Here is a 20,775-nt window from a genome sequence, read left to right as displayed (position 1 = left end):
GAACGAAAATGTATGGGTCCAAACGATTATCAGTCAATGCCGGGCGGGCCTCACCGGGTCATTGACCGGGCGTGGGCGTTCGTTCTAACATCCGCATGCCTGTATCCGAAAATTTCCCACAATGTACGAAACTTTCGGTCGGCTGCTCGCGCGTCCCCGCACCCGTCACCGTCACCGGGCCGGGCGGGGCGAGCGTGACCGTCAAGGCCGTCGTGGACAACCCGGCCGGCCCGGTCAAGGGGTTCGTCGAGGCGGGCGGCCAGGTCACGATCGACGCCGCGCACTACGGCCGGGCCGTGGGCGCCTGGCGGACCATCCCCGACCTCGGCCGCAGCTCCGACGGCGTGACTCCGCTCCAGGTGACCGCCCCGCGCGTGACGCCCGGCGGGGGCAGCCCCCGGCTGGAGTACACGATGACGTTGTTCACGCCCGGTGAGGTCAAGGTGTCGGCGCTGCTGTCACCGCGCAACAACGTGTTGCCGTCCGACGGGCTGAGCTACGCCGTCTCCATCGACGACCAGCCGCCGCAGACGGTGAACGTCACGGCCGTGACCGGCGCGAACGACACCACCATGAACCGCCAGTGGGAGCGCAACACCTCGAACAACGTCAACGAGACCACGACCGTCCACACGATCACGGCTCCCGGCACGCACGTGCTGAAGTTCTGGATGGTGGACCCGACCGTCGTCCTCCAGCGGCTCGTGGTGGACACCGGCGGGCGCCTGCCCAGCTACTTGGGGCCGCCCGAGAGCCGGCGGGCCGGCGCGTTGTAGACCAGCTCCGGCGGCCGGCCGCCGAACAGCTCGCTGACCGTGACGAAGCGGTAGCCGCGGGCGGACAGGCCCTTCAGCACCCGCGGGAGGGCCTTCACCGTGGTCGGGTGGATGTCGTGGAACAGCACGACGCTGCCGGGGCGTACCCGCTTGAGCGAGACGCGGGCCACCCGGGCGCTGTCCCGGTGGCGCCAGTCGAGGGTGTCCACGCTCCACAACACCAGCGGCCGGTGCGACTGCCGCCGCACGTCGCGGTCGAGCGCGCCGTACGGGGGGCGCACCAGGCCGGGCGTGACGCCCGCGGCCGACTCCACGGCCTCGTCGGTACGGGTGAGCTGGGACTTGATCGCGGCCCGCGACAACTTGGTCAGGTCGGGGTGGGACCAGGTGTGGTTGCCGATCTCGTGCCCCGCCTCGGCCGTGCGCCGCACCACGTCCGGGTAGGCGCCGACGTTCTGGCCGACGACGAAGAACGTGGCGCGGGCCCCGTACTTCGCCAGGTGCCGCAGCAGCGTCTTCGTGTAGGGCCCCGGCCCGTCGTCGAACGTGAGCGCCACGCACTTGACCCGGCGGCAGTCGGCCTTCCCGGCCTGCTCGGCAGCGTCGGCGGGCTTCGACGACGGCTCGCCCTGGTCATGCCGCCCGTCCCGGTCCCTGTCCCGGTTCTTGTCCCGGTCGTCCCGGTCCGGCCGCCGGTCGGGTTCCGGGGAGGCCGACGGCGCGGGGTGGGTGGGGGAGGGCGTGGACCGGGCGGGCGTGGCCCCTGTGAGCGCGGCCGTGACGGCCAGCATCGTCGCGGCCATCCCGATCCCGTACAGGCGCGGCCTCACGGCGCTGTTCATGACGTTCCCCCTCATGCACCGCCCCCGGTGCCTCTTCCCCTGAGAACGGCCCACAAGGACCGTTCCACAAAGTTGGACACCAGATCCACTCATATGGTTCGCGCGTCTCCCCAACCGCGGCCGAAGGTTTCTCCCATGCCCAACGGGCAGAGGTGTCCAGACGGGACAGCACTGACCGATTAATCTGGAAATTGACGCCTTGTCAGGCACGGGAGGCATCGAGGATGCGGAACGGCCGGACCAGCACCACGCTCGCCCTCGCGGCGCTCCTGATCGCCGGCTGCACCTCCGGCGGGGGCATGCGATCTCAGGACGGCTCGCCGCAGGCCGAGGGCCCGGTGGCCAAGCTCGCGATCACGCCCGCCGACGGCACGAAGAAGGTCGCCCCCGACACCGGGATCAGCGTCAAGGTGACCGACGGGAAGGTCACCAAGGTGACCGTCGCCGACGCCAAGGGCCGCCAGGTGACGGGCTCGGCGGCGGCCGACGGCACCTGGCGGCCCCGGTGGCCGCTGCGGCCGGCGACGTCGTACACGGTGAGCGCGCAGGCCACGGGCACCGACGGCAAGGCGGTCACCGGACAGGCGTCCTTCACCACCCTCAAGCCCCGGCGGGCGCTCCAGAGTGGCATGTCGCCGCTGGACGGCGAGAAGGTCGGCGTCGGGATGCCGGTGCAGCTCCTGCTGTCCCAGCCGGTCACCTCGAAGCGGGACCGGGCGGCGGTCGAACGGTCGCTGGTCGTGGAGATGTCCGAGCCGGTCGAGGGCGCGTGGAGCTGGGTGAGCGACCGCGAGGTGCAGTTCAGGCCGCGCGAGTACTGGCCGGTGGGGGAGAAGGTCAACATCGTCGCCCATCTGGCCGGGCTGCGCGCGGGCCAGGGCCTGTGGGGCACCAAGGACCGCAGCCTGTCCTTCACCGTCGGCCCCCGGCACGTCACCAAGGTGGACGCCGACGACCACGAGGCCGTCGTCACCGCGGGCGGCAAGGTCGTCCGGACCATCCCCGTCAGCCTGGGCAAACCCGGCGACGACAGCTACTCGGGCACCATGATCGCCCAGGAGAAGGCCGCGGAGACCGTCATGGACTCCGCCACGATCGGGAAGCCGGGCGAGTACCGGATCAAGACCAAGTGGAACGTCCGGATGACCTACAGCGGCACCTTCTTCCACGCCGCGCCCTGGTCCACCGGCGCGCAGGGCAACTCCAACGTCAGCCACGGCTGCGTCAACGCCAGTCCGGCCGACGCCCGCTGGTTCTACGACTTCACCCAGCGCGGCGACGTCATCCAGGTCAAGGGCACCTCGCGCAAGCTCGAATTCGGCAACGGCCCCACGCCCTGGGCGAAGTCCTGGGACGAATGGCTGGCCGGCAGCGCCACCGGCAGGCCCACGACCGGCTGACCGCCTCCCGGGGCGCGCCCTTCGCGCAAGATCGGCCATCAGAACCACAGGACCTGCGAGAACATCAGGATGTCGCCTTGCCCAGGAGGGTCCGTCCCACGATCATGTCGCCAATGGACGCCGACCTACCCCTGGACTACTACCTGATCTACGCCGCCCCGCAAGACCGCGGCCGCGGCACACCTCCCCTGGGCATCCTGGTCGAGGAGTTCGTGCTCTGCGACGACTACACCGCCGCGGGCATCGACTGCGCGGAATGGACGTCCGAGTGCGGCGAGTGGCGCGAGTCGCCCGGATCCAGCCGGGCCATCCGCGCCGATCCCGCCCTGCGCGAACGGGTGCTGCCCGTGACCCGGCGGGACGCCCGCGACACGTACTCGATGCTCGGCGGGGGCGCGCGGCCGGAGGAGGCCGGGCTGCGGGCCTTCTTCCAGTACCGCCAGGCGCTCCCCGCCGCGGCCCCGCTCGACCTGAGCGGCGGGCGCTCCACGCAGACCCGGCGCTACCGCATCCTGTTCGCCGGCGAGCTCGGCGAACGCGGGCTGGCCAACGTACGCACGGTGCTGCGGCTGGAGCCGCCGGAGCCGAACCCGCGGGCCAGGATCGCGGGCACCGCCACGGCGACCGCGGCCGGACACACCTTCACCTGGGAGCTGCGGCGCATCGGCCCCGGCATCGCCTGGTGCCTGGACGTCACCGTACGCCTGAGCGCCGGGCCGCTCGCCGCCATCGGCGCCCTGCTCCACCACCACCGGCAGGCCATCCGCGGCCAGGGCCTGATCCCGGTCACCATCGAACGCTTCGCCTGACCACCGGGCGGTCCGGCCCACGACACCCCGGACCGCCCGCCCGAGCGGGTCAGGGCACGGTGACCGCGCGCACCGCGACCGGCCCGAGCAGCGGGTTCAGCTCGTCGGCCTGCGACACCCCGTCCGGGGTGAGCACGTCGAGCGCCTTGGGCGCCGTGCCGGGATCGGCCGCGCACAGCGGCGCGCCGCCGCCCTCCGCGCACACCCCGAACCGGTACGGCTGCGGCGTCGCCGCGAACCCCCTGGCCTGGTCGGCGGCGTAGCCGTCCTGGCCGGTCAGCACGACCGCGAACCGCCATCCCGGCCCCGGCGTGCCGAAGGACGCCCTGGGCAGGGCGACGGTGATCGTCCGGGTGGCGCCGGACGCGCGCACCGCCGCGCCGCTCAGCCCGCGCCCGTCCGCGCCGGCCCAGACCGGGGCGGCGAAGCCCTGCACCTCGACCCGCTGCGACCAGGCGTCCTCCTCGGCGATCCGGTAGTTGCGCTGCGGGAAGGCCGCCTGCGCCGACCGCCCGGCGGCGGCCGGGTCGCGTACGTAGACGTCGAGGAGCTGCGCGCCCATCTGGTTGCCGAACGTCGGCGTAAGGTCGCTCAGCCCGGCCCGCAGGTAGACGGTGCTCGCGTCGGTGATCACCTGGAAGCGGCGCAGGTCGAACGCCCCCGGACGGAAGTCGGCCGCCGTCGGGTAGGCGTAGGTCCCGGGGCCGTCGTCGTCGCCCTCGGGGTCGGCGACGTCGAGCACCGTGGTCCCGGTGACGTCGCCGACGACCGACCGCCGGGCGTACCCGGTGCGGCCGCCCGAGGTCGCGGTGACGGTCAGCACGACCTCGCCGAACACGATCGGCGCTTCGGCCGTGAACGCGCCGTCGGCCCCGGCGCGCACCGAGACGACCCGGGCGGGCGCGCCGACGTCCACGGGCGCGGCCTGCACGTCCACGAACGCCCCGGGCGCGGCCGTCCCCCGGACGCTGACCGAGCCCCCGGCGCCCGCCGAGCCGTCGGCCGGGGCCGTGACGGTGAGCGGGGTTTCCCCGGGCATGCCGTGTGCGGCGTAGCGGTCGCGTACCGCCTCGGGCTGTTCGGCCGGGCGGCGGGAGCCGAGCGACGACACGAGCCGTACCACCTGCGCCTGAGCCCAGGTCAGCGGCGAGGCCGAGCCCGCCGGGCCGCCGTCGCGGAAGCCGATCGAGGCGGTCGCCGGATCGCTCCCGTACGGGGACGCGGCCAGGTCCGGGTTCTCCCAAGCCTGCTCGGGCACCAGCCCCGTGCCCGACGACATCGCCCGTACGGCCGCCAGCAGCGACGCCGCCGTCGCCTGGTCACCCGTCTGGAGCGCCTGCTCGGCCCGCTCCCCGGCCAGCACCGGCCACACGTGCCCCGAGCCGGTGTTCCCGGTCGGCCACGGCCTGCCGGACGGCGCGCACGACGTGGGGTCGGGCTCGTGGCAGTCGCCGTAGCCGTCCTCGGTGCCCGGCGTGGCCGAACCGTACCGGTACCAGCCGGGGCCGCTCGCGGTGGTGCGCCTGAGCACCCGGTCGACGACCGCGAGGCCGGCCAGCACGTCCGGGTCGTCGGCGGGCAGGACGCCGAGCCTGGTCAGCTCCAGGAAACCGGCGTCCACCACCCGCCGCTGGTCCTCGGTGGGGCCGCCATTGCCCAGGTCGTACGACACGGCCGCGTCCGGGTCGCCGCCGCGCGACAGGCGCAGGAAGTAGCGAGGGGCGTACGGGCCGGTGGTGGTCACCGTCCAGTCCTTGACCGAGCGCGCGAAGTGGTCGGCGGTGGCCCGGTACAGCCGGGCGCGGGCCCGGTCGCCCTGCCGGTCGGCGATCTCGCCCGCCGCGACCAGCCCGGCGATCTCGGCCGCGATCGTGGAGGGCGAGTGGCCCGCCTGCTCCTCCCACCGCTCCACGCCGAACGCCGGCCCGTGCGCCAGCAGGAAGTCGGCCGCCGCCCGTACGCGCTGCCACAGCTTCGTGTCGCCGCCCAGCCCGGACTGGTACGCCATGAGGATCGGGTAGGCCGTCTCGTCGAGCTGGTCGCCGCCGGAGTCGGGCGCGAGCCGGCCGTTGAGCAGCGAGTTGCGCGGCAGCCTGCCGTCGGGGAGCTGCTGGCGTTCCAGCAGGAAGCGGGTGGTGGCGCGGGCCGTGGCCAGGTCGCCGGCGGTGAGGAAGCCGCTGAAGGCGGCGTACAGGTCGCGGGCGAACACCTCGCGGTAGGAGCCGAAGTAGACCGGTCTGCCGCCGGGCAGCTCACCCGCGCCGACCGCCTGCCCCCACGGACTTGCGAGCGAGGCGACGACCGCGCCCGGGAAGGTCTTGTCCTCACTGGCCTTCAGCACGTTGGCCGACAGCCGGTAGAAACCGGCCAGGTCGGCGGGCAGGCCGGTGGGCAGGGCGCCGGGCGGCCGGCGCAGCCCGGCGTCGTAGGCCGCCCAGCCCGCCTCGAACCTGGCGCGGGTGGACTCGAACGGCCGCGCCGCGGCCTCGCCCGCGACGCGCAGCGCCGCGGCGGCGTCGCGCCCGAAGGCGAGCGCGAACGTCACCGAGCCCGAGGCGTCGATCGGCAGCCGCGCGGTGGCCACCACGTTGCCGTCCGGCGCGCTGTTCTGCGGGGTCAGCACGTGGTCGGCGTCGAGCTGCGCCAGCCCGTCGCCCGGGGTGCCCGCGTAGCCGACGGCGGCCTGCGGCAGCCGCCGCTCGGCACGCAGCGCCAGGTGGGTGGGCACGGCGTAGTCGCGTTCCGGGGCGGAGGTCACGGTGGCGGTGTCGGAGATCACCGGAGCCCCGGTGGCGGCGTCCACCGTGCCGGTGTCGGCCCCGCCGTTGGCCGCGCCGCCGCCGCCGTTGCCGTTCACGCTCGCGTCCAGCCGGACGTACAGGCGCAGGCCGGGCGGCTGCAGCCGGGTCCGTACGACGACCGCGTCGCTCCCGGGGTCGGTGACGTAGGTGGTGGTCAGCCGGTAGCGGCCGGCCCTGCTGGTGGAGGTGACCGTGCAGCTCAGCCCCGAGCGGCCGGTCTCCACCCGGTAGGTGGTGTCGCGGGCCTGGAGCTCGGTGAACGTGTCGCCGTCGGTGACCACGAACTGCATCGTCTCGACGTTCGTGTTGTCGATCGTGGGCTCGTACACGTCGGAGAGCACGCCGCCGGCGACCGTGTACCAGACCTTGGACGCCCTGCCCGCGGCCGTACCCACGCAGTCCTTGCGCGCCGCGCCGAAGTGCGAGGCGACCCCGGGCCCCGCGGCGACGGCGGGCGCGCCCGGGACGGCGGCCAGTGGCACGCACAGGACCAGCCCGACGACGAACCGCCCGAAAGCGCGCATGATGGCTCCCTCCGCCCCCGCGTCTCGTTGCAGAGAAGACCAGCCCGGCCCCCCTGTCAACCACAGGCGGCGTTTGCCGATGTCAAATGAACCTTGACAGTTCCGAGGAAGCCGTTCCGCCTGTAACGAGGCACGGTTACGGGTACGATCACCGTCCGAAGGCCGTTCGGCGGGTGACCGGTCTTCCAGGAGGCAGGCTGGTAGTCGAGCGCGCCTGGCGCCCAGTGTCCGGACGCCTTGGGAGCGATTGAGGTGACCGACAGCACCACGGGCGAAGGCCCGGCCGGCGGGAGACGCATCCCGTGGCGGCGTGACTTCAACCTCCTGTGGAGTGCCTCGGCCACCACCCAGCTCGGCTCGATGAACGCCATGCTCGCCGCGCCCCTGCTGGCCCTGTCGCTGACCGGTTCGCCGGTGTTCGCCGGCTGGGTCACGGCGGCCGGCACACTGCCCAGGATCCTGCTGGCCCTCCCCGTGGGCGCGCTGGTCGACTACATGGACCGCCGGCATGTCATGATCGTCAGCCTGCTGGCCCGGGGCCTGCTCGCCACGCTGCTGACCGTAGGCGTGTTCGCGAGCATGCCGGAGCACGTCGTGCTGCCGCTGGTCGCCGCGGCCCAGGGGGTCTGCCTGGTGTTCTTCACCACCGCGGAGACGACGGTGGTGCCGCGGCTCGTACCACGCGAGCACCTGCCGGGCGCGATGGCGAAGAACGAGGCGCGCGTGCACGCGGCGGCGCTGCTCGGCCGCCCGCTCGGCGGCCTGCTGTTCGATCTGCACCGGGCGCTGGCCTTCGCGCTCGACGCGCTGACCTCGTTCCTGTCGGTGCTGGCGCTGCTGGGCATGGCCAAGGACCGGCTCGCGCCCCACGCGGACCGGCTGCGGGCGCGGAGGCTGGCGGCCGACCTGCGCGCCGGTTTCGCCTTCCTGCGCAAGGAGCGGTTCCTGGTACGGGTGCTGCTCGTCTGCGCGCTGGCCAACTTCTTCTTCCAGACGCTCGGGCTCGTCCTCATGCTGCTCGCCCACCAGCAGCGGTTGCCGAGCCTGGTCATCGGCTGTCTCATCGCGGCCACCGGGTTCGGCGGCGTCCTGGGCTCGTTCACCGCGCCGCGGCTGCAGAACAGGGTGTCCACGCAGGTCGTGATCGTGTTGTGCGTGTGGATGTGGGTGGGGCTGACGACGGCCGTGGCCCTGGTCGACCACGGCAGCCTCCTGTACGTCGCCGTCGTGCTCCCGCTGGCCTGGGGCGGCATCGGGTTCACCGGCGCGCACATCAACGTCGCGCTGGCCGTCTACCAGGCCGACGTGGTGCCGAAGGAGCTGCTGGGCAGGGTCACCGGCGCGGGCCGCTTCTTCTCCGGCGGCGCCGTACCTCTGGGGGCGCTGGCCGGGGGCTACGTCATCGCCGAGTTCGGCACTGCGGGCGCCCTCGGCCTCGTGGCGGTGGTCGTCGGCCTGCTGGCGGTCGCCCTGTCGTTCATGGTGACCTCGCTCCGGCACGAACTCGGCCGCCTGGCGCGCGCGGTCGTCAGCCGGCCGCGCCGTCGGGGACGGAAGGGGGCGGCGGTGGGAACACCTGCTCGCTCAGAGCCCGCAGAGCCCGTCGCAGAGCCGTCTCCACCTCCTCCCCTGCAACAACCGGACTTGATACTGAGCGGGCGTGGCTGAACGCCCTGGTGACGGCCGTGCTCAGCCGTTCGATGTGCTCGCGCGCGTTCTCCGGGCACAGCGGCCACAACCGCTCGACCGCCACGGCCGCCGCGAGGTACTCCACCCGCGCCTGCCGGAACTGGCCGGGCAGGTCCTCGCCGTCGAGGCGGGCGTCCCGGTCGCTGCGCATGTCGAGCGAGATGCTCACGGTGAGCCCGAATCTCAGCACCGCCGACTGCGCGTCGGCGAACGCCGTGCGCAGGGTCTCGGCCCGCGCGTCCTCCCGGTCGGCGCGGCGCTGCTCGGCGGCGGCCCTGGCGGACTGCTTCGCCTTCACCCGTTCGGTCACCACGGCCCACCCGGCGCCCGACAGCGCGGCCAGCACCGCCGATCCGCCTGTGATGAGGGCCACGAGGGCGGTGTCCGGCATCACGAGTCGCGCAGGAGCTTCCTGGCCGTACGCCGCTGGTGCTCGGGGAGCGGCGGGCGGCGGGCCGTCATGGCCCGGTCGGCCAGCTCCGTCGCCCTGGTGAGGTCGCCGGTGAGCTTGTGGACGCGGGCCGCGCGAAGCAGCACGGGCCCGCTCTCCTCGGCCTCCTTCAACGCCTCCTCGGCCTCGTCGAGCACGTCGCCGGAACCGTGGGCGGCCTCGGGACGCGCCAGGCTGGCCAGCGCCAGCGCGCGGGCCGCCTTGGTGGAGGGCGCCGGTCTGCCGCCGCGCAACTGCCCCATGTCCCGCAGGGCCGACTCGGCGTCGCCCAGATCGGCCAGGAACTCCCCGCGCGAGCGCCGGGCCTCGGGCGTGTCGGCCTCGCGGTTGAGCACGTCGCTCAGCACGGCGAGGGCGGCGTCCGGCTGCCCGGCCTCCCACAGGGCCTGGCCGAGCGCGGTCTGCACGACGAGGTCGTCCGGCACCCGGCCGACCGCGGCGCGCAGCTGCTCGACGGCCGTGCCCGGTCTGCCCTGGGCCAGGATGGCGCGCCCGACCGCGGTCATCAGCCAGCCGACGGCCGTGGTGTCGCCGACGGCCTCGAAGAGCCGCGCCGCGGCGCGGTAGTGCTCGATGCTCTCCGCCAGCAGCCCCTGGTCGTAGTCGATGTTGCCGGAGAGCGTGTCGATCTCGGCCCGGAGCCGCAACGCCTGCGGCGGGCAGGTCTGGGCGGCCTCGCGCACGAGCTTGCGGGCGCGCTCGGGCTCGCCCTCGTCGCCGGCGCGTTTCGCGGCACGCAACCGGGCCGCCGGATCGGGCGGGAACTGCGGCCACATGGCGGCGTCGAGCTGCCGCAGCGGGGCCAGCATCCGGGGGTGGCGGGGGACGTGCATGGGCAGGCCGTTGCGCTTGGCCGAGCTGATCAGGCAGCGCTCCTCCAGGGCGTTCAGCACGGCGGCGCCCACGTCGGCGACGGGACCGGGCAGCCTGCCGTACTCGCGCAGGACGTCGCGCCGGAACCAGGACATGAGGCGGCCCGGGGGTAACAGGTAGTCCTCGGCGACACTGGCCAGGACGTCCGCGCAGTATCCGCGCAGCGCCCGGTCGACCGCCGTGTCCAGCTCCGCGAGCAGGAAACGGGCGGGGTCGGGCGGATCGCCCCACAGCCGGGCCCCGGCGGCCTGGAGGAGCAGGGGGTCCACCTCGTCGGCGGGCGGCCTGGCCCGGCCGGCGTCGTCCCTGATCGTACGGATCTCCTCGACCAGTTCCCCGGCCTTGCCTGCGGCGGCGCCGTCGCCCGTGGACTCGGCCGACAGGCGCATCGCCTCGACCGCGCGCTCCCGGGTCAGCGGCGGCAGCGCCAGCTCCCGCGGCTCACGGACCGCGTAGCGTCTGAGCACGTGCCGCAGCTCGTCGAGCTGGTCGGTGCGGACCGACAGCAGCAGGCGCAGGTCGGGCCGCTGGGACAACGAGCCGAACAGCTCGTCGAAGAAGCTCTCCCTGAGGTGCTCATGCGGGTCGGGCAGGCGCAGGAACGTCTCGGCCTGGTCGACGGCGGCCAGCGTGGGCCCCGGTCCGGCGTAGCGGTCGTCGCGCCGGAGCCTGCGCAGGAAGTCGCCCACGGACAACCCCGCGAAACTGGCCAGGGAGCTGCCGCCCGACCACGAGGAGAGCAGCGCCATCACGTACGGGTTGTGCTCGGGCAGCGCCGCGGCGAGCCAGACGCGGGTCGAACGGGCCAGGCCCACGGGCAGCACACGCTCGCGCTCGCGGGTCAGCAGGGGGATCACGGCCGCGCGCAGCAGCGAGGTCTTACCGGCCCCGGCCGCGCCGTGCAGGATCGTCAGCCGGTTGTGCCGCCACATGTCCGCCAGCTCGGCGGTCTCCGCGTCCCGTCCGAAGAACAGGGCCCCGTCGTGCTCGCCGAAGGGACGGGCGCCGACGAAGGGACCACGCCGGGGGCCGGAAGCAGTCATGGGACCAGACCTCACTCACCGAGGACGACGTCATATTCCTTTTTGGTCCGGGACCGTATCGCGCGGGCACCGGCGCCGGCCGATGCCGTCACCGCCGTACCATTCACAATGGCTCCCCATGATATGGCATCACCGGGGACGGCGTCCTGTTTTCGGCTTCGCCGAAACCCGGGGAAAGATCTCCGCCGGGTTTCGGCGAACCGGTTGAGTGATTACGGATTTCCGGGCCGGTGCGGCACCGGCATGCAGTTGTCGAACGCGGCGAAGACCTCGTCGTCCCCCGGGCCCGATTCGAGCAGTTCGAGCAACTCCAGTGCGATCACGGAGTTCCCCAGCCCCTCGAGACGTGCAGGTGAGAGTGCGGACAAATCAAGAAGATCCGTGTGTTGCGTGACGACCTGCGGTGCCATGGGCGCTCCCTCGTCGGCTCTGGCCTGCCCGCAGCGTTCCCCGTCCGGATGACCGGCCCGTCCGGAGCGAAGTGCTCAACAGGCTGATCCAAGATTGGCCGAATTTCGTCCGCCCGCCAATAGGTGCGCGAATAACTGCTGTCCCGAACGGGCCGATGGCGAACGTCGCTAATGGTCGGGTAGTACGCGGCTCGCCGGGCCGCTACCATGACAGCTGTCGTTTTTTATGTTGCCCTTTTCGCGGAAACGACACTCCATTCCGGCATGAACACACCGTGAAGGCACGGACAGAAGGGCGGGCACGTGACGATTCCAGAGCCGTCCGCCGCACAGCGCGCAGTGAGCGACTTTCCCAATGTCTGGAAGGTTCCACCCCGGAACAAGAACTTCACCGGCCGCGAGGAGCTGCTCTCCAGGCTGCGGGACAGCATCCTCCAGCAGCCCACCGCGGTCGTGCCGCACGCCCTCCAGGGCTACGGCGGCGTCGGCAAGACGCAGGCCGCGATCGAGTACGCCTATCGCTTCCGCGACGAGTACGACCTCGTCTGGTGGATCCCGTCCGACCAGCCCGGCCTGGTGCGCTCGACGCTGGCCCAGCTCGCGCCGCAGCTCGGGCTGCCCGGCCCGACCGCGACGGGCATCGACGAGGCGGCCAACGCCGTTCTCCAGGCGTTGCGCCGCGGCGACCCGACCCGCCGGTGGCTGCTGATCTTCGACAACGCCGACGAGCCGGACGACATCAGGGAGATCGTGCGTCCCGGGCCGGGACACGTGCTGATCACCTCGCGCAACCACCGCTGGGAGAGCGTCGTCGACACCGTCCCCGTCGACGTCTTCCCACGTCAGGAGAGCGTCGACTTCTTCCAGAAGCGCATGCGCAAGGCCATCAGCGACGCCATCGCCGTCGAGCTGGCCGAAGCCCTCGGCGACCTGCCGCTGGCGCTGGAGCAGGCGGCCGCGCTGCAGAGCGAGACCGGCATGGCGCCGGAGGAATACCTCAAGTTGCTCCAGCAGCGCACCAGCCAGCTGCTGAGCAAGGGCAAGCCCTCGGAGTACCCGGTCTCCATGACGGCCGCGTGGGGGCTGTCGGTGGCCAAGCTCAAGGAGAACCTGCCCGAGGCCATGGAGCTGCTGCGCTGCTGCGCCTTCTTCGGGCCCGAGCCCATCCCGCGCTCGGTGCTCGTCCCGGTCAAGGGGACGGTGCGACCCGTGATCGCCGACCTGCTCGCCGACCCGATCAAGCTGAGCGGGGCCATCGGCACGCTGGCCAAGTACGCCCTGGTACGGGTCGAGGTCGAGGCGAACCGGCAGGCCGGCGGCCAGCGAGGTCCGGGACGGCCGGCCACCCTCCAGGTCCACCGGCTGATCCAGGCCCTGCTGCGGGAGGAGCTCGACCAGGAGACCCAGGAGGAGATCCGGTCGGAGGTGCACTCGCTGCTCGTCGGCGCGCTGCCTCCGGCCGCCGACGACCCGACCAACTGGCCGCGCTACGACGCGCTGCTGGCCCACGTCAGGCCGGCCAGGGTGGCGGAGAGCCGCAGGGAGGAGGTCCGCGACTTCTCGATCAAGATGCTGACCTACCTCAGCTCCTCCGGCAACTACGCCGCGACCGGCAGCCACGTGACGTCGTTCCTCGACCGCTGGACGCAGGACTCCGGCCCGGAGGACCGGCACGTGCTCCAGGCCCAGCGGCTGCAGGGAGACCTGCTGCGCGACCAGGGCCGCTACGCCGAGGCGTACGAGCTCAACCAGGCCACCCTCGTCACTGTGCGCCGCGCGCTCGGCGCGGAGCACCGCGACACCCTCATCCTGCTCAACGGCATCGGCTCCGACCTGCGCGCGCAGGGCCGCTTCATCGACGCCAAGGAGCACGACGAGGAGTCGCTGCGCCTGCACAGGAAGGTGCTGGGCACCGAGGACGTCACCACCCTGCGGGCGATCAACAGCCTCGCCATCGACTACGGCCTGACCTCCGAGTACGTCCGCGCCAGGGAACTGCTGCTGGAGGCGCTGCGCGTGGCCCAGGGCGGCGCGACCGTGGTCACCCGCGGCACCGAGCTCAACCTGCGCACCGGCCTCGGCAGGGTCGTGCGGCTGTGCGGCGACTACCGCCAGGCGGTCGACGTGTGCGACGACGCGCTGATCTTCGGCCGCGAGTTCTTCGACGCCAACCACCCCAGGATCCTGCTGGCGCAGAAGGACCTCGCGATCGCCCTGCTGCGGTCCGGCGAGACGGAGGACGCCCTCGCCCAGGCCATCGACCTGCACGAACGCTACGTACGGCTGTACGGCGTCGACCACCCGAGCACCCTCGCCGCCGCCACCTGCCTGGCCAACTGCAACCGCGCCAACGGCAACGTGGAGGCCGCCTTCGAGCTGGCCTTCGACACCATGAACCGCTACCCGCGGATGTACGGCCCCGGCCACCCCTACAACCACGGCTGCGCCAGCAACGTGGCCCTGCTGCACCGCGTGCTCGGCGACGCGCAGGCGGCCCGCGAGCTGAACAGGAAGGCGCTCGACGGCATCGAGCGCAGGCTGGGCCGCGACCACCACTACTTCCTGCTCATCGCCATCAACTACGCCAGCGACCTGGCCGTGCTCGGCGACCTCAAGAACGCCTGCGAGGTCGGCGCGGAGGTCCACCAGCGGCTGAGCGCGCTGATGGGCGCCCGCCACCCCACGACCCTGGCGTCGGCCGCCAACCTGTCGGCCGACCTGGAGGCCGCCGGGCAGCAGGCGGAGGGCGCGGCGCTCTTCGACGCGACCATGCTCTCCTACCTGGAGACGCTGGGCCCAGAGCACCCGGACACGCGGGTGGCCGCCGAGCGGCGCCACCTCGACTGCGACTTCGACCCGCCGCCGGTCTGACCGGGCCCGGCCCCGCTCACCCGCCGGGCGCGAGCAGCTCGGGGGTGCGCGGGGCCGGCGGCGGCGCGGCCCCGGTCCGGTCCGTCAGGTCCGCCGGGCCGGCCGGGCCGGTCAGGCCGGCCACGTCGTCGGTCACGGCCTGCCGGATGTGGCTGATCAGCCGGTACAGGTCGCGGCAGAAGATCGACGGGTTGCGGAACCCGGTGCCCGGACGGTAGCGGTGGGGGTAGAGCCCGCCGCCGCAGATCCTGGCTAGCTCGCAGGCGGCGCACTCGTCCGAGAGGGCCCGCGCGCCGATCTGCCGGGCCGCGATGGAGGGCAGGAGCAGCGCCGCGTCGAAGGAGTCGCGGAAGGTGTGCAGCAGCGTTCCGGAGGCGCCCTCGTACGCGGACTTGAGCGTGTCGACCTGTTCGATGCTGCCGTCGGTCTCGATGACCACGACCGCGACCGGGGACAACCCGATGCCCTCGCTCCTGGACGGCCGGCCGCACACCAGCCGGATGATCTGGCTGAACATCCGGATCTGGGTCTCCCGCTCCGGCGCGCGGTACCAGCGGTCGAAGACGGCCACGAGCCAGTCGCCGTACGGGGAGCCGGTGGGGGACCAGCCGGGCGGGGGAGTCTCCCAGTTGCCGTGCGGCAGCAGGAAGTCCAGCACCGGCGGACGGAACCGCAGCAGCGCCTCGTAGGTCGTGACGGGGTCGTTGGCCAGGTCGAGGGTGCACAGCAGGCCGCCGAACAGGTGGCGGTAGCCGGGCGCGGTCAGGCGTTCGATGCCGGCCCGTACCTGCTCGTAGCTGCCCTGGCCGGAGGCGCGGCGGCGGTGGCGGTCGTGTCCCTCCTCGTCGCCGTCGACGCTGACGCCCACGTGGACGTCCAGGTCGGCGAACAGGCTCAGGAACGCCTCGTTGAGCAGGACGCCGTTCGTCTGCACACGGGTCACCAGCTCGATGCCGGGGCCGAGCGCGGTGCGCAGCGCGGTCAGCGCGTAGCGCATGTGGTCGACGCCGGCCAGCAGGGGTTCGCCGCCGTGCAGGATGACCTCGACGCTCTCCAGGCCGTTGGCCCGCGCGTGTTCGGCGATGCGGGCGGCCACGCGGTCGATCGTCGGGCCGGACATGCGGCGCGGCTGGCTGCGCCAGCTCTGGTCGGCCATCTCGTACATGTAGCAGTAGTCGCACGCGAGGTTGCAGCGGCTGTGGAGCTTGAGTATGAACTGCCTGAACGGAGTGGGCCGCCACCCTGACTCCAACAGTCTTCCCACATCGAGATCTGCGGGCCATTCGGCTTCGCCCACGCTGATCAGCTCCCGGGGCTGCGACGATGCTCGGTGGCCGAGTTCGTTCGTCCGCGGACCGGATTCCCCCGAACGAAGATCGCCAAACCGGGGATGCGGTGGGGCCCGTTTCCGGAAGGGCACGTGGCTTTTCATGTAAATCCAGTAGGGAATGTTGACTTAGCTCCGCGGGTTCCGTAGCTTCGTACGCATGAGCCAGGGCCTCTACCTGACCCGGCGCCCGCACGTGGACTTCGGCCACGTCGCCAGCGCGCAGTGTCGCTGATCACGCACCTCCGGCAGCCCCCGACCCCTGCGCAGTTCTCCCCAGAGGAACTTCTCGTGATCAACATCAGACATGCACTCCTCGCCGTGCTGCTCGCGACCGTGACCGTCGGCTGCGGCGCGGCCGAGGGCTCGGCGAAACCCGGCGGACCGGAGGTGAAGGAGCTCCGCTACCAGGGCAGCGCAGGCAACGTCACCTTCCCCGAACTGGCCGCGGAGCTCGGCTACCTCGGCGATCTCAAGCTCAAGTGGGTGGGCAACACCACCTCCGGGCCGCAGGACATCCAGTCCGCGGCCACCGGCCAGACCGACTTCGGCGGCGCCTTCGACGGCGCCGTCATCAAGCTCAAGGCGGCCAAGGCGCCGATCAAGGCGGTGATCGGCTACTACGGCTCGGACGAGAAGTCGTTCAACGGCTACTACGTCAAGGACGACAGCCCCATCAGGACCGCCCGCGACCTCATCGGCAAGAAGATCGGCGTCAACACCCTCGGCGCGCACCACGAGGCCGTCATCAAGGAGTACCTCAAGCGCCAGGGGCTGACCCCGGCCGAGATCGAGCAGGTCCAGCTCGTGGTGATCCCGCCGGTCAACACCGAGCAGGCCCTGCGCCAGGGACAGCTCGACGTCGGCACGCTCGGCGGCGTGCTCAAGGACAAGGCGCTCGAACGCGGCGGGCTGCGTCCCCTGTTCACCGACGTCGAGTTGTTCGGCCCGTTCACGGCCGGGTCCGTCGTGTTGCGCGAGGACTTCATCGCCGCGAACCCCGCCACCGTCAAGACCTTCGTCACCGGCTTCGCCAAGGCCATCGAATGGGCCCAGACCCACCCGCGTACGGAGGTCGTCGCCAAGTTCGAGCAGATCATCGCCAAGCGCGGGCGCAACGAGAGCACCGACACGGTGAAGCTCTGGAAGAGCACCGGCATCGCGGGCAAGGGCGGCGTGATCGACAGCCGGGAGTTCCAGCGGTGGATCGACTGGCTCCAGCGCGAGGGCGAGATCCGCCCCGGCCAGGTCAAGGCGAGCGACGTCTACACCAACGAGTTCAACCCCTACGCGAACGGGAACGGGTCATGACCGCCACGATCAGCGAGACCGGCGTCCGTACCAAGATCGGCATCCGGAACGTCGGCAAGGAGTTCCGGGTCAGGGACGCGGACGAGCCGTTCACCGCTCTGTCCGGGATCGACCTCGACGTCCGGGAAGGGGAGTTCCTCACGCTGGTCGGGCCCAGCGGGTGCGGCAAGTCCACGCTCCTCGACCTGGTCGCCGGGCTGACCGAGCCGACGTCGGGCGAGATCGTGGTCAACGGCGTGCCCGTCACCGGGCCCGGCCTCGACCGGGGGGTCGTCTTCCAGCAGTACGCGCTGTTCCCGTGGCGTACCGCCCTGGCCAACGTGGCGTTCGGGCTGGAGGCCAAGGGCGTGGGCAAGGCCGAGCGTACGGAACGGGCGCGGCGGCACCTGGAGCTGGTCGGCCTGTCCGGCTTCGAGGACCGCTACCCGCACGAGTTGTCGGGCGGCATGCGCCAGCGCGTCGCCATCGCCCGCAGCCTGGCCTTCGACCCCGACGTCCTGCTGATGGACGAGCCGTTCGCGGCGCTCGACGCGCAGACCCGCGAGTCGCTCCAGGAGGAGCTGCTGCGCATCTGGCAGCACACCCGCAAGACCGTCATCTTCATCACGCACGGCATCGACGAGGCCGTCTACCTGGGGCAGCGGGTCGCCGTCATGACCTCCAGGCCCGGCCGGATCAAGGAGATCACCGAGGTGGAGTTCGACTCGCGCGAGGGCGACCTGCGGGCCGACCCGCGCTTCGGGGAGTACCGGCACCACGTGTGGGGGCTGCTGCGCGACGAGGTCGCCGCGGCACAGGTGCAGGAGCGGAAGGCGGCGATCCGGCATGACTGACGCGCGCGCCGACGAGCGGACGCGGCCCGAGGGCGACGTCCACTGGTACGACCTGCCCGACGACGAGGCCGAGCCCGGCTCCGGCGAGCCCGCCGCCCCGGCCCGCCCCGTAGCCCAGGCCGACCCCGTCGCCCCCGCAGTGGGGGAGGGCCGGAGCCCCGGCGCGACCGGGCGGCGGGCGGACGGCGTGGCGCGGCGGCGGGTGGGGGACGCGGCCCGGCGGGTGGTCCGGAACTCGGCCGCCATGCTGATCGTCCTGGCCGCCTGGGAGGCACTGCCCCGCCTCGGCGTGGTGGACCCCGTGTTCGTGCCCCCGCTCTCCGAGAGCCTCGCCGCGGGCCTGGACCTGCTGCTCGCCGGCCAGCTCCCCGAGCACCTGGAGGCGTCGCTGGTGCGCTCGCTGTCCGGGTTCGGGCTGGCGATCGTGCTGGCCATCCCGCTCGGGCTGCTGATCGGCTGGTACAAGCCGGTCGCCGACTTCCTCACCCCGCTGCTGGAGGTCTTCCGCAACACCTCCGCGGTCGCGCTGCTGCCGGTCTTCACGCTCATCCTCGGCATCGGCGAGACGACGAAGGTGACGTTCGTCCTGTACGCCTGCTCCTGGCCCATCCTGCTCAACACGATCAGCGGCGTGAAGACCGTCGAGCCCCTGCTGATCAAGTCGGCCCGGTCGATGGGCCTCGGCCCGGTACGCCTGTTCCAGAAGGTGATCCTCCCGGCCGCAGTGCCCACCATCTTCACCGGCGTACGCCTGGCCGGCGCGTACTCGATCCTGGTCCTGCTGTTCGCCGAGATGGTCGGCGCCAAGGCCGGGCTCGGCTACCTCATCCTCGACGCCCAGTCCAGCTTCCGCATCCCCGACATGTACGCCGGCATCATCACGATCTCCGTGGTCGGCCTGCTGTTCAACCTGCTCCTGATCGGCGTCGAGCGCCGCTTCTCCACCTGGAGGACCACGTGACGAGAAAGCTCCACCTGAACGCCTTCCTCATGGGCGTCGGCCATCACGAGGCGGCCTGGCGGCATCCGCGCACCGAGCCGAGCCGCCTGACCGACGTCCGCCACTACCAGGAGCTGGCCAGGATCGCCGAGCGCGGCAAGCTCGACTCGCTCTTCCTGGCCGACGGCGTGGCCCTCCAGGGCAACGTCCGGCACAACGCGCTCGGCGGCCTCGAACCGCTCACGCTGCTGGCCGCCCTCGCCTCGGTGACCGACCACATCGGCCTGATCGCGACCGTGTCCACGACGTACAACGAGCCCTTCCACGTGGCGCGCAAGTTCGCCTCCCTCGACCACATCAGCGGCGGCCGGGCCGGCTGGAACATCGTCACCTCCGCCAGCGAGGCCGAGGCGCTCAACTTCGGCGTCGAACGCCCCGCGCACGCCGCCCGCTACGCCAGGGCCGACGAGTTCCTGGACGTCGTCGGCAAGCTCTGGGACAGCTGGGAGGACGACGCCATCCTGGGCGACCGCGCGGGCGGCCTGTACGCCGACACCGGCAAGATCCACCCGATCGAGCACGCGGGCCGCCACTTCGCCGTCAGGGGCCCGCTGAACACCTCGCGCTCGCCGCAGGGCCGTCCGCTGCTGGTCCAGGCCGGGTCGTCGGAGGACGGCAAGGAGTTCGCCGCCCGGCACGCCGAGGCCGTCTTCACCGCCCAGCAGACGCTGGAGGAGGGCCAGGAGTTCTACACCGACATCAAGCGGCGGCTGGCCGCCCACGGCAGGCAGCCCGGCGACGTGCTCGTCCTGCCCGGCATCTCGCCGATCATCGGCTCGACCGAACGGGAGGCGCTGCATTTGGAGAAGGAGCTCGAAGACCTGATCATCCCCGCGTACGGCCTGGCCCAGCTCTCCCACATGACCGGCATCGAGCTGAGCGAGGACGACCTCGACCGGCCGCTGCCCGACGTGCCCACGGAGACCGAGGGCGCGCAGAGCCGGCGCAAGCTCGTCATCGACCTGGCCAGGCGGGAGCGCCTGACGGTCCGGCAACTGCTCAACCGCCTGGCCGGCGGACGCGGCCACCGGGTGGTCGCCGGCACGCCCGAGCAGATCGCCGACCAGCTCCAGGAGTGGTTCTTCACCGGGGCCGCCGACGGCTTCAACATCATGCCGCCGCTGCTCCCGTCGGGGTTGTCCGACTTCGTCGACCACGTCGTGCCGGAGCTGCAGATCAGGGGCCTGTTCCGGTACGAGTACGAGGGCCGTACCCTCCGCGACAACTACGGCCTGACCCGGCCCGCCTCCCGCTACGCGGCCAGGCTGGAAGCGGCGGTGGCCGGATGAGCGTCGTCACGCTGGTCGGCAACCCCCGCGAGGGCTCCAGGACGAGAAGCGTGGCCGTCGAGGCCGCCGAGGCCGTCGCGCGGCGGCTCGGCCTCCCGGGCACGAACGACGTGGTCGACCTGTCGGCGCTCGGGCCGCACCTGCTCGCCCCGGGGCCCGCGCCCGGGGTCGAGGTGGCGCTGGAGCTGGTCGCCGAGGCGAGGGTGCTGGTCGTGGCCAGTCCCACCTACAAGGGCACCTACACCGGGCTGCTGAAGGCGTTCGTGGACCGGCTGCGGCCGGAGGCGCTGGCCGGGGTGGTGGCGCTGCCGCTGCTGGTCATGGGCGACCCGAAGCACACGCTGGCGGTCGAGGTGCACCTGCGGCCCCTGCTGGTCGAGCTGGGCGCGACCGTGCCGACGCCCGGGCTCGCCGTAGTGGAGTCCCAGCTTCCCGGGCTGGGGGAGATCCTGAGCGGGTGGGCCGACCGGGTCGCGCCGCAGGTGGCCGCGGCGCTCGCCGTCGGGCAGCCGGCCACCGCGTAGAG

At 72.4% G+C, this 20,775-nt stretch carries 15 protein-coding genes; 10 read left to right on the top strand and 5 right to left on the bottom strand.

The window, feature by feature from the left end; genetic code table 11:
* Positions 1 to 194 precede the first annotated feature (194 nt).
* A complete protein-coding gene (locus tag DMB42_RS10110; RefSeq protein WP_125633012.1) occupies positions 195 to 776 on the top strand; it encodes a hypothetical protein in 582 nt (193 codons plus the stop codon).
* Here DMB42_RS10110 and DMB42_RS10105 read toward each other — a convergent pair.
* A complete protein-coding gene (locus DMB42_RS10105) occupies positions 734 to 1,618 on the bottom strand; it encodes a polysaccharide deacetylase family protein (RefSeq protein ID WP_260477599.1) in 885 nt (294 codons plus the stop codon). The genes DMB42_RS10110 and DMB42_RS10105 overlap by 43 nt on opposite strands.
* 224 nt (positions 1,619 to 1,842) lie before the next feature.
* Here DMB42_RS10105 and DMB42_RS10100 point away from each other — a divergent pair, with 224 nt between their 5' ends.
* Both DMB42_RS10100 and DMB42_RS10095 read left to right on the top strand, forming a co-directional pair.
* Positions 1,843 to 3,018, top strand: a complete 1,176-nt coding sequence (locus DMB42_RS10100; protein WP_125633010.1) for an Ig-like domain-containing protein — start codon at positions 1,843 to 1,845, stop codon at positions 3,016 to 3,018.
* 113 nt (positions 3,019 to 3,131) lie between these two features.
* Positions 3,132 to 3,827 carry a hypothetical protein gene (locus DMB42_RS10095; RefSeq protein ID WP_125633008.1) on the top strand — a complete coding sequence of 232 codons (696 nt, stop codon included), beginning with the start codon at positions 3,132 to 3,134 and terminating at the stop codon, positions 3,825 to 3,827.
* A 49-nt stretch (positions 3,828 to 3,876) separates the two neighbouring features.
* Here the strand turns inward: DMB42_RS10095 and DMB42_RS10090 are convergent, their stop codons facing one another.
* A complete protein-coding gene (locus DMB42_RS10090) occupies positions 3,877 to 7,152 on the bottom strand; it encodes a glucodextranase DOMON-like domain-containing protein (RefSeq protein WP_125633006.1) in 3,276 nt (1,091 codons plus the stop codon).
* A gap of 252 nt (positions 7,153 to 7,404) precedes the next feature.
* Between DMB42_RS10090 and DMB42_RS10085 the strand changes: the two genes are divergently transcribed.
* Positions 7,405 to 8,820 (top strand): MFS transporter, encoded by a 1,416-nt coding sequence (locus tag DMB42_RS10085; RefSeq protein WP_185844568.1) that lies wholly within the window; start codon positions 7,405 to 7,407, stop codon positions 8,818 to 8,820.
* A 411-nt stretch (positions 8,821 to 9,231) separates the two neighbouring features.
* On the opposite strand, the gene DMB42_RS10080 is transcribed toward DMB42_RS10085, so the two are convergent.
* Together DMB42_RS10080 and DMB42_RS10075 are read right to left on the bottom strand one after the other, a co-directional pair.
* Positions 9,232 to 11,208, bottom strand: a complete 1,977-nt coding sequence (locus DMB42_RS10080; protein ID WP_125633002.1) for a tetratricopeptide repeat protein — start codon at positions 11,206 to 11,208, stop codon at positions 9,232 to 9,234.
* 212 nt (positions 11,209 to 11,420) lie between these two features.
* Entirely contained in the window at positions 11,421 to 11,618 is a 198-nt protein-coding gene (locus DMB42_RS10075) for a hypothetical protein (protein ID WP_125633000.1), read from the bottom strand.
* 303 nt (positions 11,619 to 11,921) lie between these two features.
* Between DMB42_RS10075 and fxsT the strand changes: the two genes are divergently transcribed.
* Positions 11,922 to 14,489, top strand: coding sequence for an FxSxx-COOH system tetratricopeptide repeat protein (fxsT, locus tag DMB42_RS10070; protein ID WP_125632998.1), 2,568 nt, complete (start codon positions 11,922 to 11,924; stop codon positions 14,487 to 14,489).
* Between the two features lie 16 nt (positions 14,490 to 14,505).
* On the opposite strand, the gene DMB42_RS10065 is transcribed toward fxsT, so the two are convergent.
* The gene (locus DMB42_RS10065) at positions 14,506 to 15,741 is read right to left on the bottom strand and encodes an FxsB family cyclophane-forming radical SAM/SPASM peptide maturase (protein WP_260477598.1); all 1,236 of its coding nucleotides are present in this window, start codon (positions 15,739 to 15,741) and stop codon (positions 14,506 to 14,508) included.
* 366 nt (positions 15,742 to 16,107) lie between these two features.
* Here DMB42_RS10065 and DMB42_RS10060 point away from each other — a divergent pair, with 366 nt between their 5' ends.
* From DMB42_RS10060 to DMB42_RS10040, 5 genes are read left to right on the top strand one after another with little or no spacing between them, the layout of a single operon-like run.
* Positions 16,108 to 17,127 (top strand): ABC transporter substrate-binding protein, encoded by a 1,020-nt coding sequence (locus DMB42_RS10060; protein ID WP_125632994.1) that lies wholly within the window; start codon positions 16,108 to 16,110, stop codon positions 17,125 to 17,127.
* The gene (locus tag DMB42_RS10055) at positions 17,124 to 17,960 is read left to right on the top strand and encodes an ABC transporter ATP-binding protein (RefSeq protein ID WP_125632992.1); all 837 of its coding nucleotides are present in this window, start codon (positions 17,124 to 17,126) and stop codon (positions 17,958 to 17,960) included. Before DMB42_RS10060 ends, DMB42_RS10055 begins: the two co-directional genes overlap by 4 nt.
* The gene (locus DMB42_RS10050; protein WP_125632990.1) at positions 17,953 to 18,921 is read left to right on the top strand and encodes an ABC transporter permease; all 969 of its coding nucleotides are present in this window, start codon (positions 17,953 to 17,955) and stop codon (positions 18,919 to 18,921) included. The genes DMB42_RS10055 and DMB42_RS10050 overlap by 8 nt, the downstream gene beginning before the upstream one ends.
* Positions 18,918 to 20,249 (top strand): LLM class flavin-dependent oxidoreductase, encoded by a 1,332-nt coding sequence (locus DMB42_RS10045; RefSeq protein WP_260477597.1) that lies wholly within the window; start codon positions 18,918 to 18,920, stop codon positions 20,247 to 20,249. The genes DMB42_RS10050 and DMB42_RS10045 overlap by 4 nt, the downstream gene beginning before the upstream one ends.
* Positions 20,246 to 20,773, top strand: coding sequence for an NADPH-dependent FMN reductase (locus DMB42_RS10040; RefSeq protein WP_125632988.1), 528 nt, complete (start codon positions 20,246 to 20,248; stop codon positions 20,771 to 20,773). The genes DMB42_RS10045 and DMB42_RS10040 overlap by 4 nt, the downstream gene beginning before the upstream one ends.
* Positions 20,774 to 20,775 lie beyond the last annotated feature (2 nt).

Origin of the sequence: Nonomuraea sp. WAC 01424 (assembly GCF_003947315.1) — a bacterium.
GTDB classification, from domain to species: Bacteria; Actinomycetota; Actinomycetes; order Streptosporangiales; family Streptosporangiaceae; genus Nonomuraea; species Nonomuraea spiralis.
Note: the sequence above shows the minus strand (reverse complement) of the source record. Positions and strands in the feature narration are given on the sequence as shown.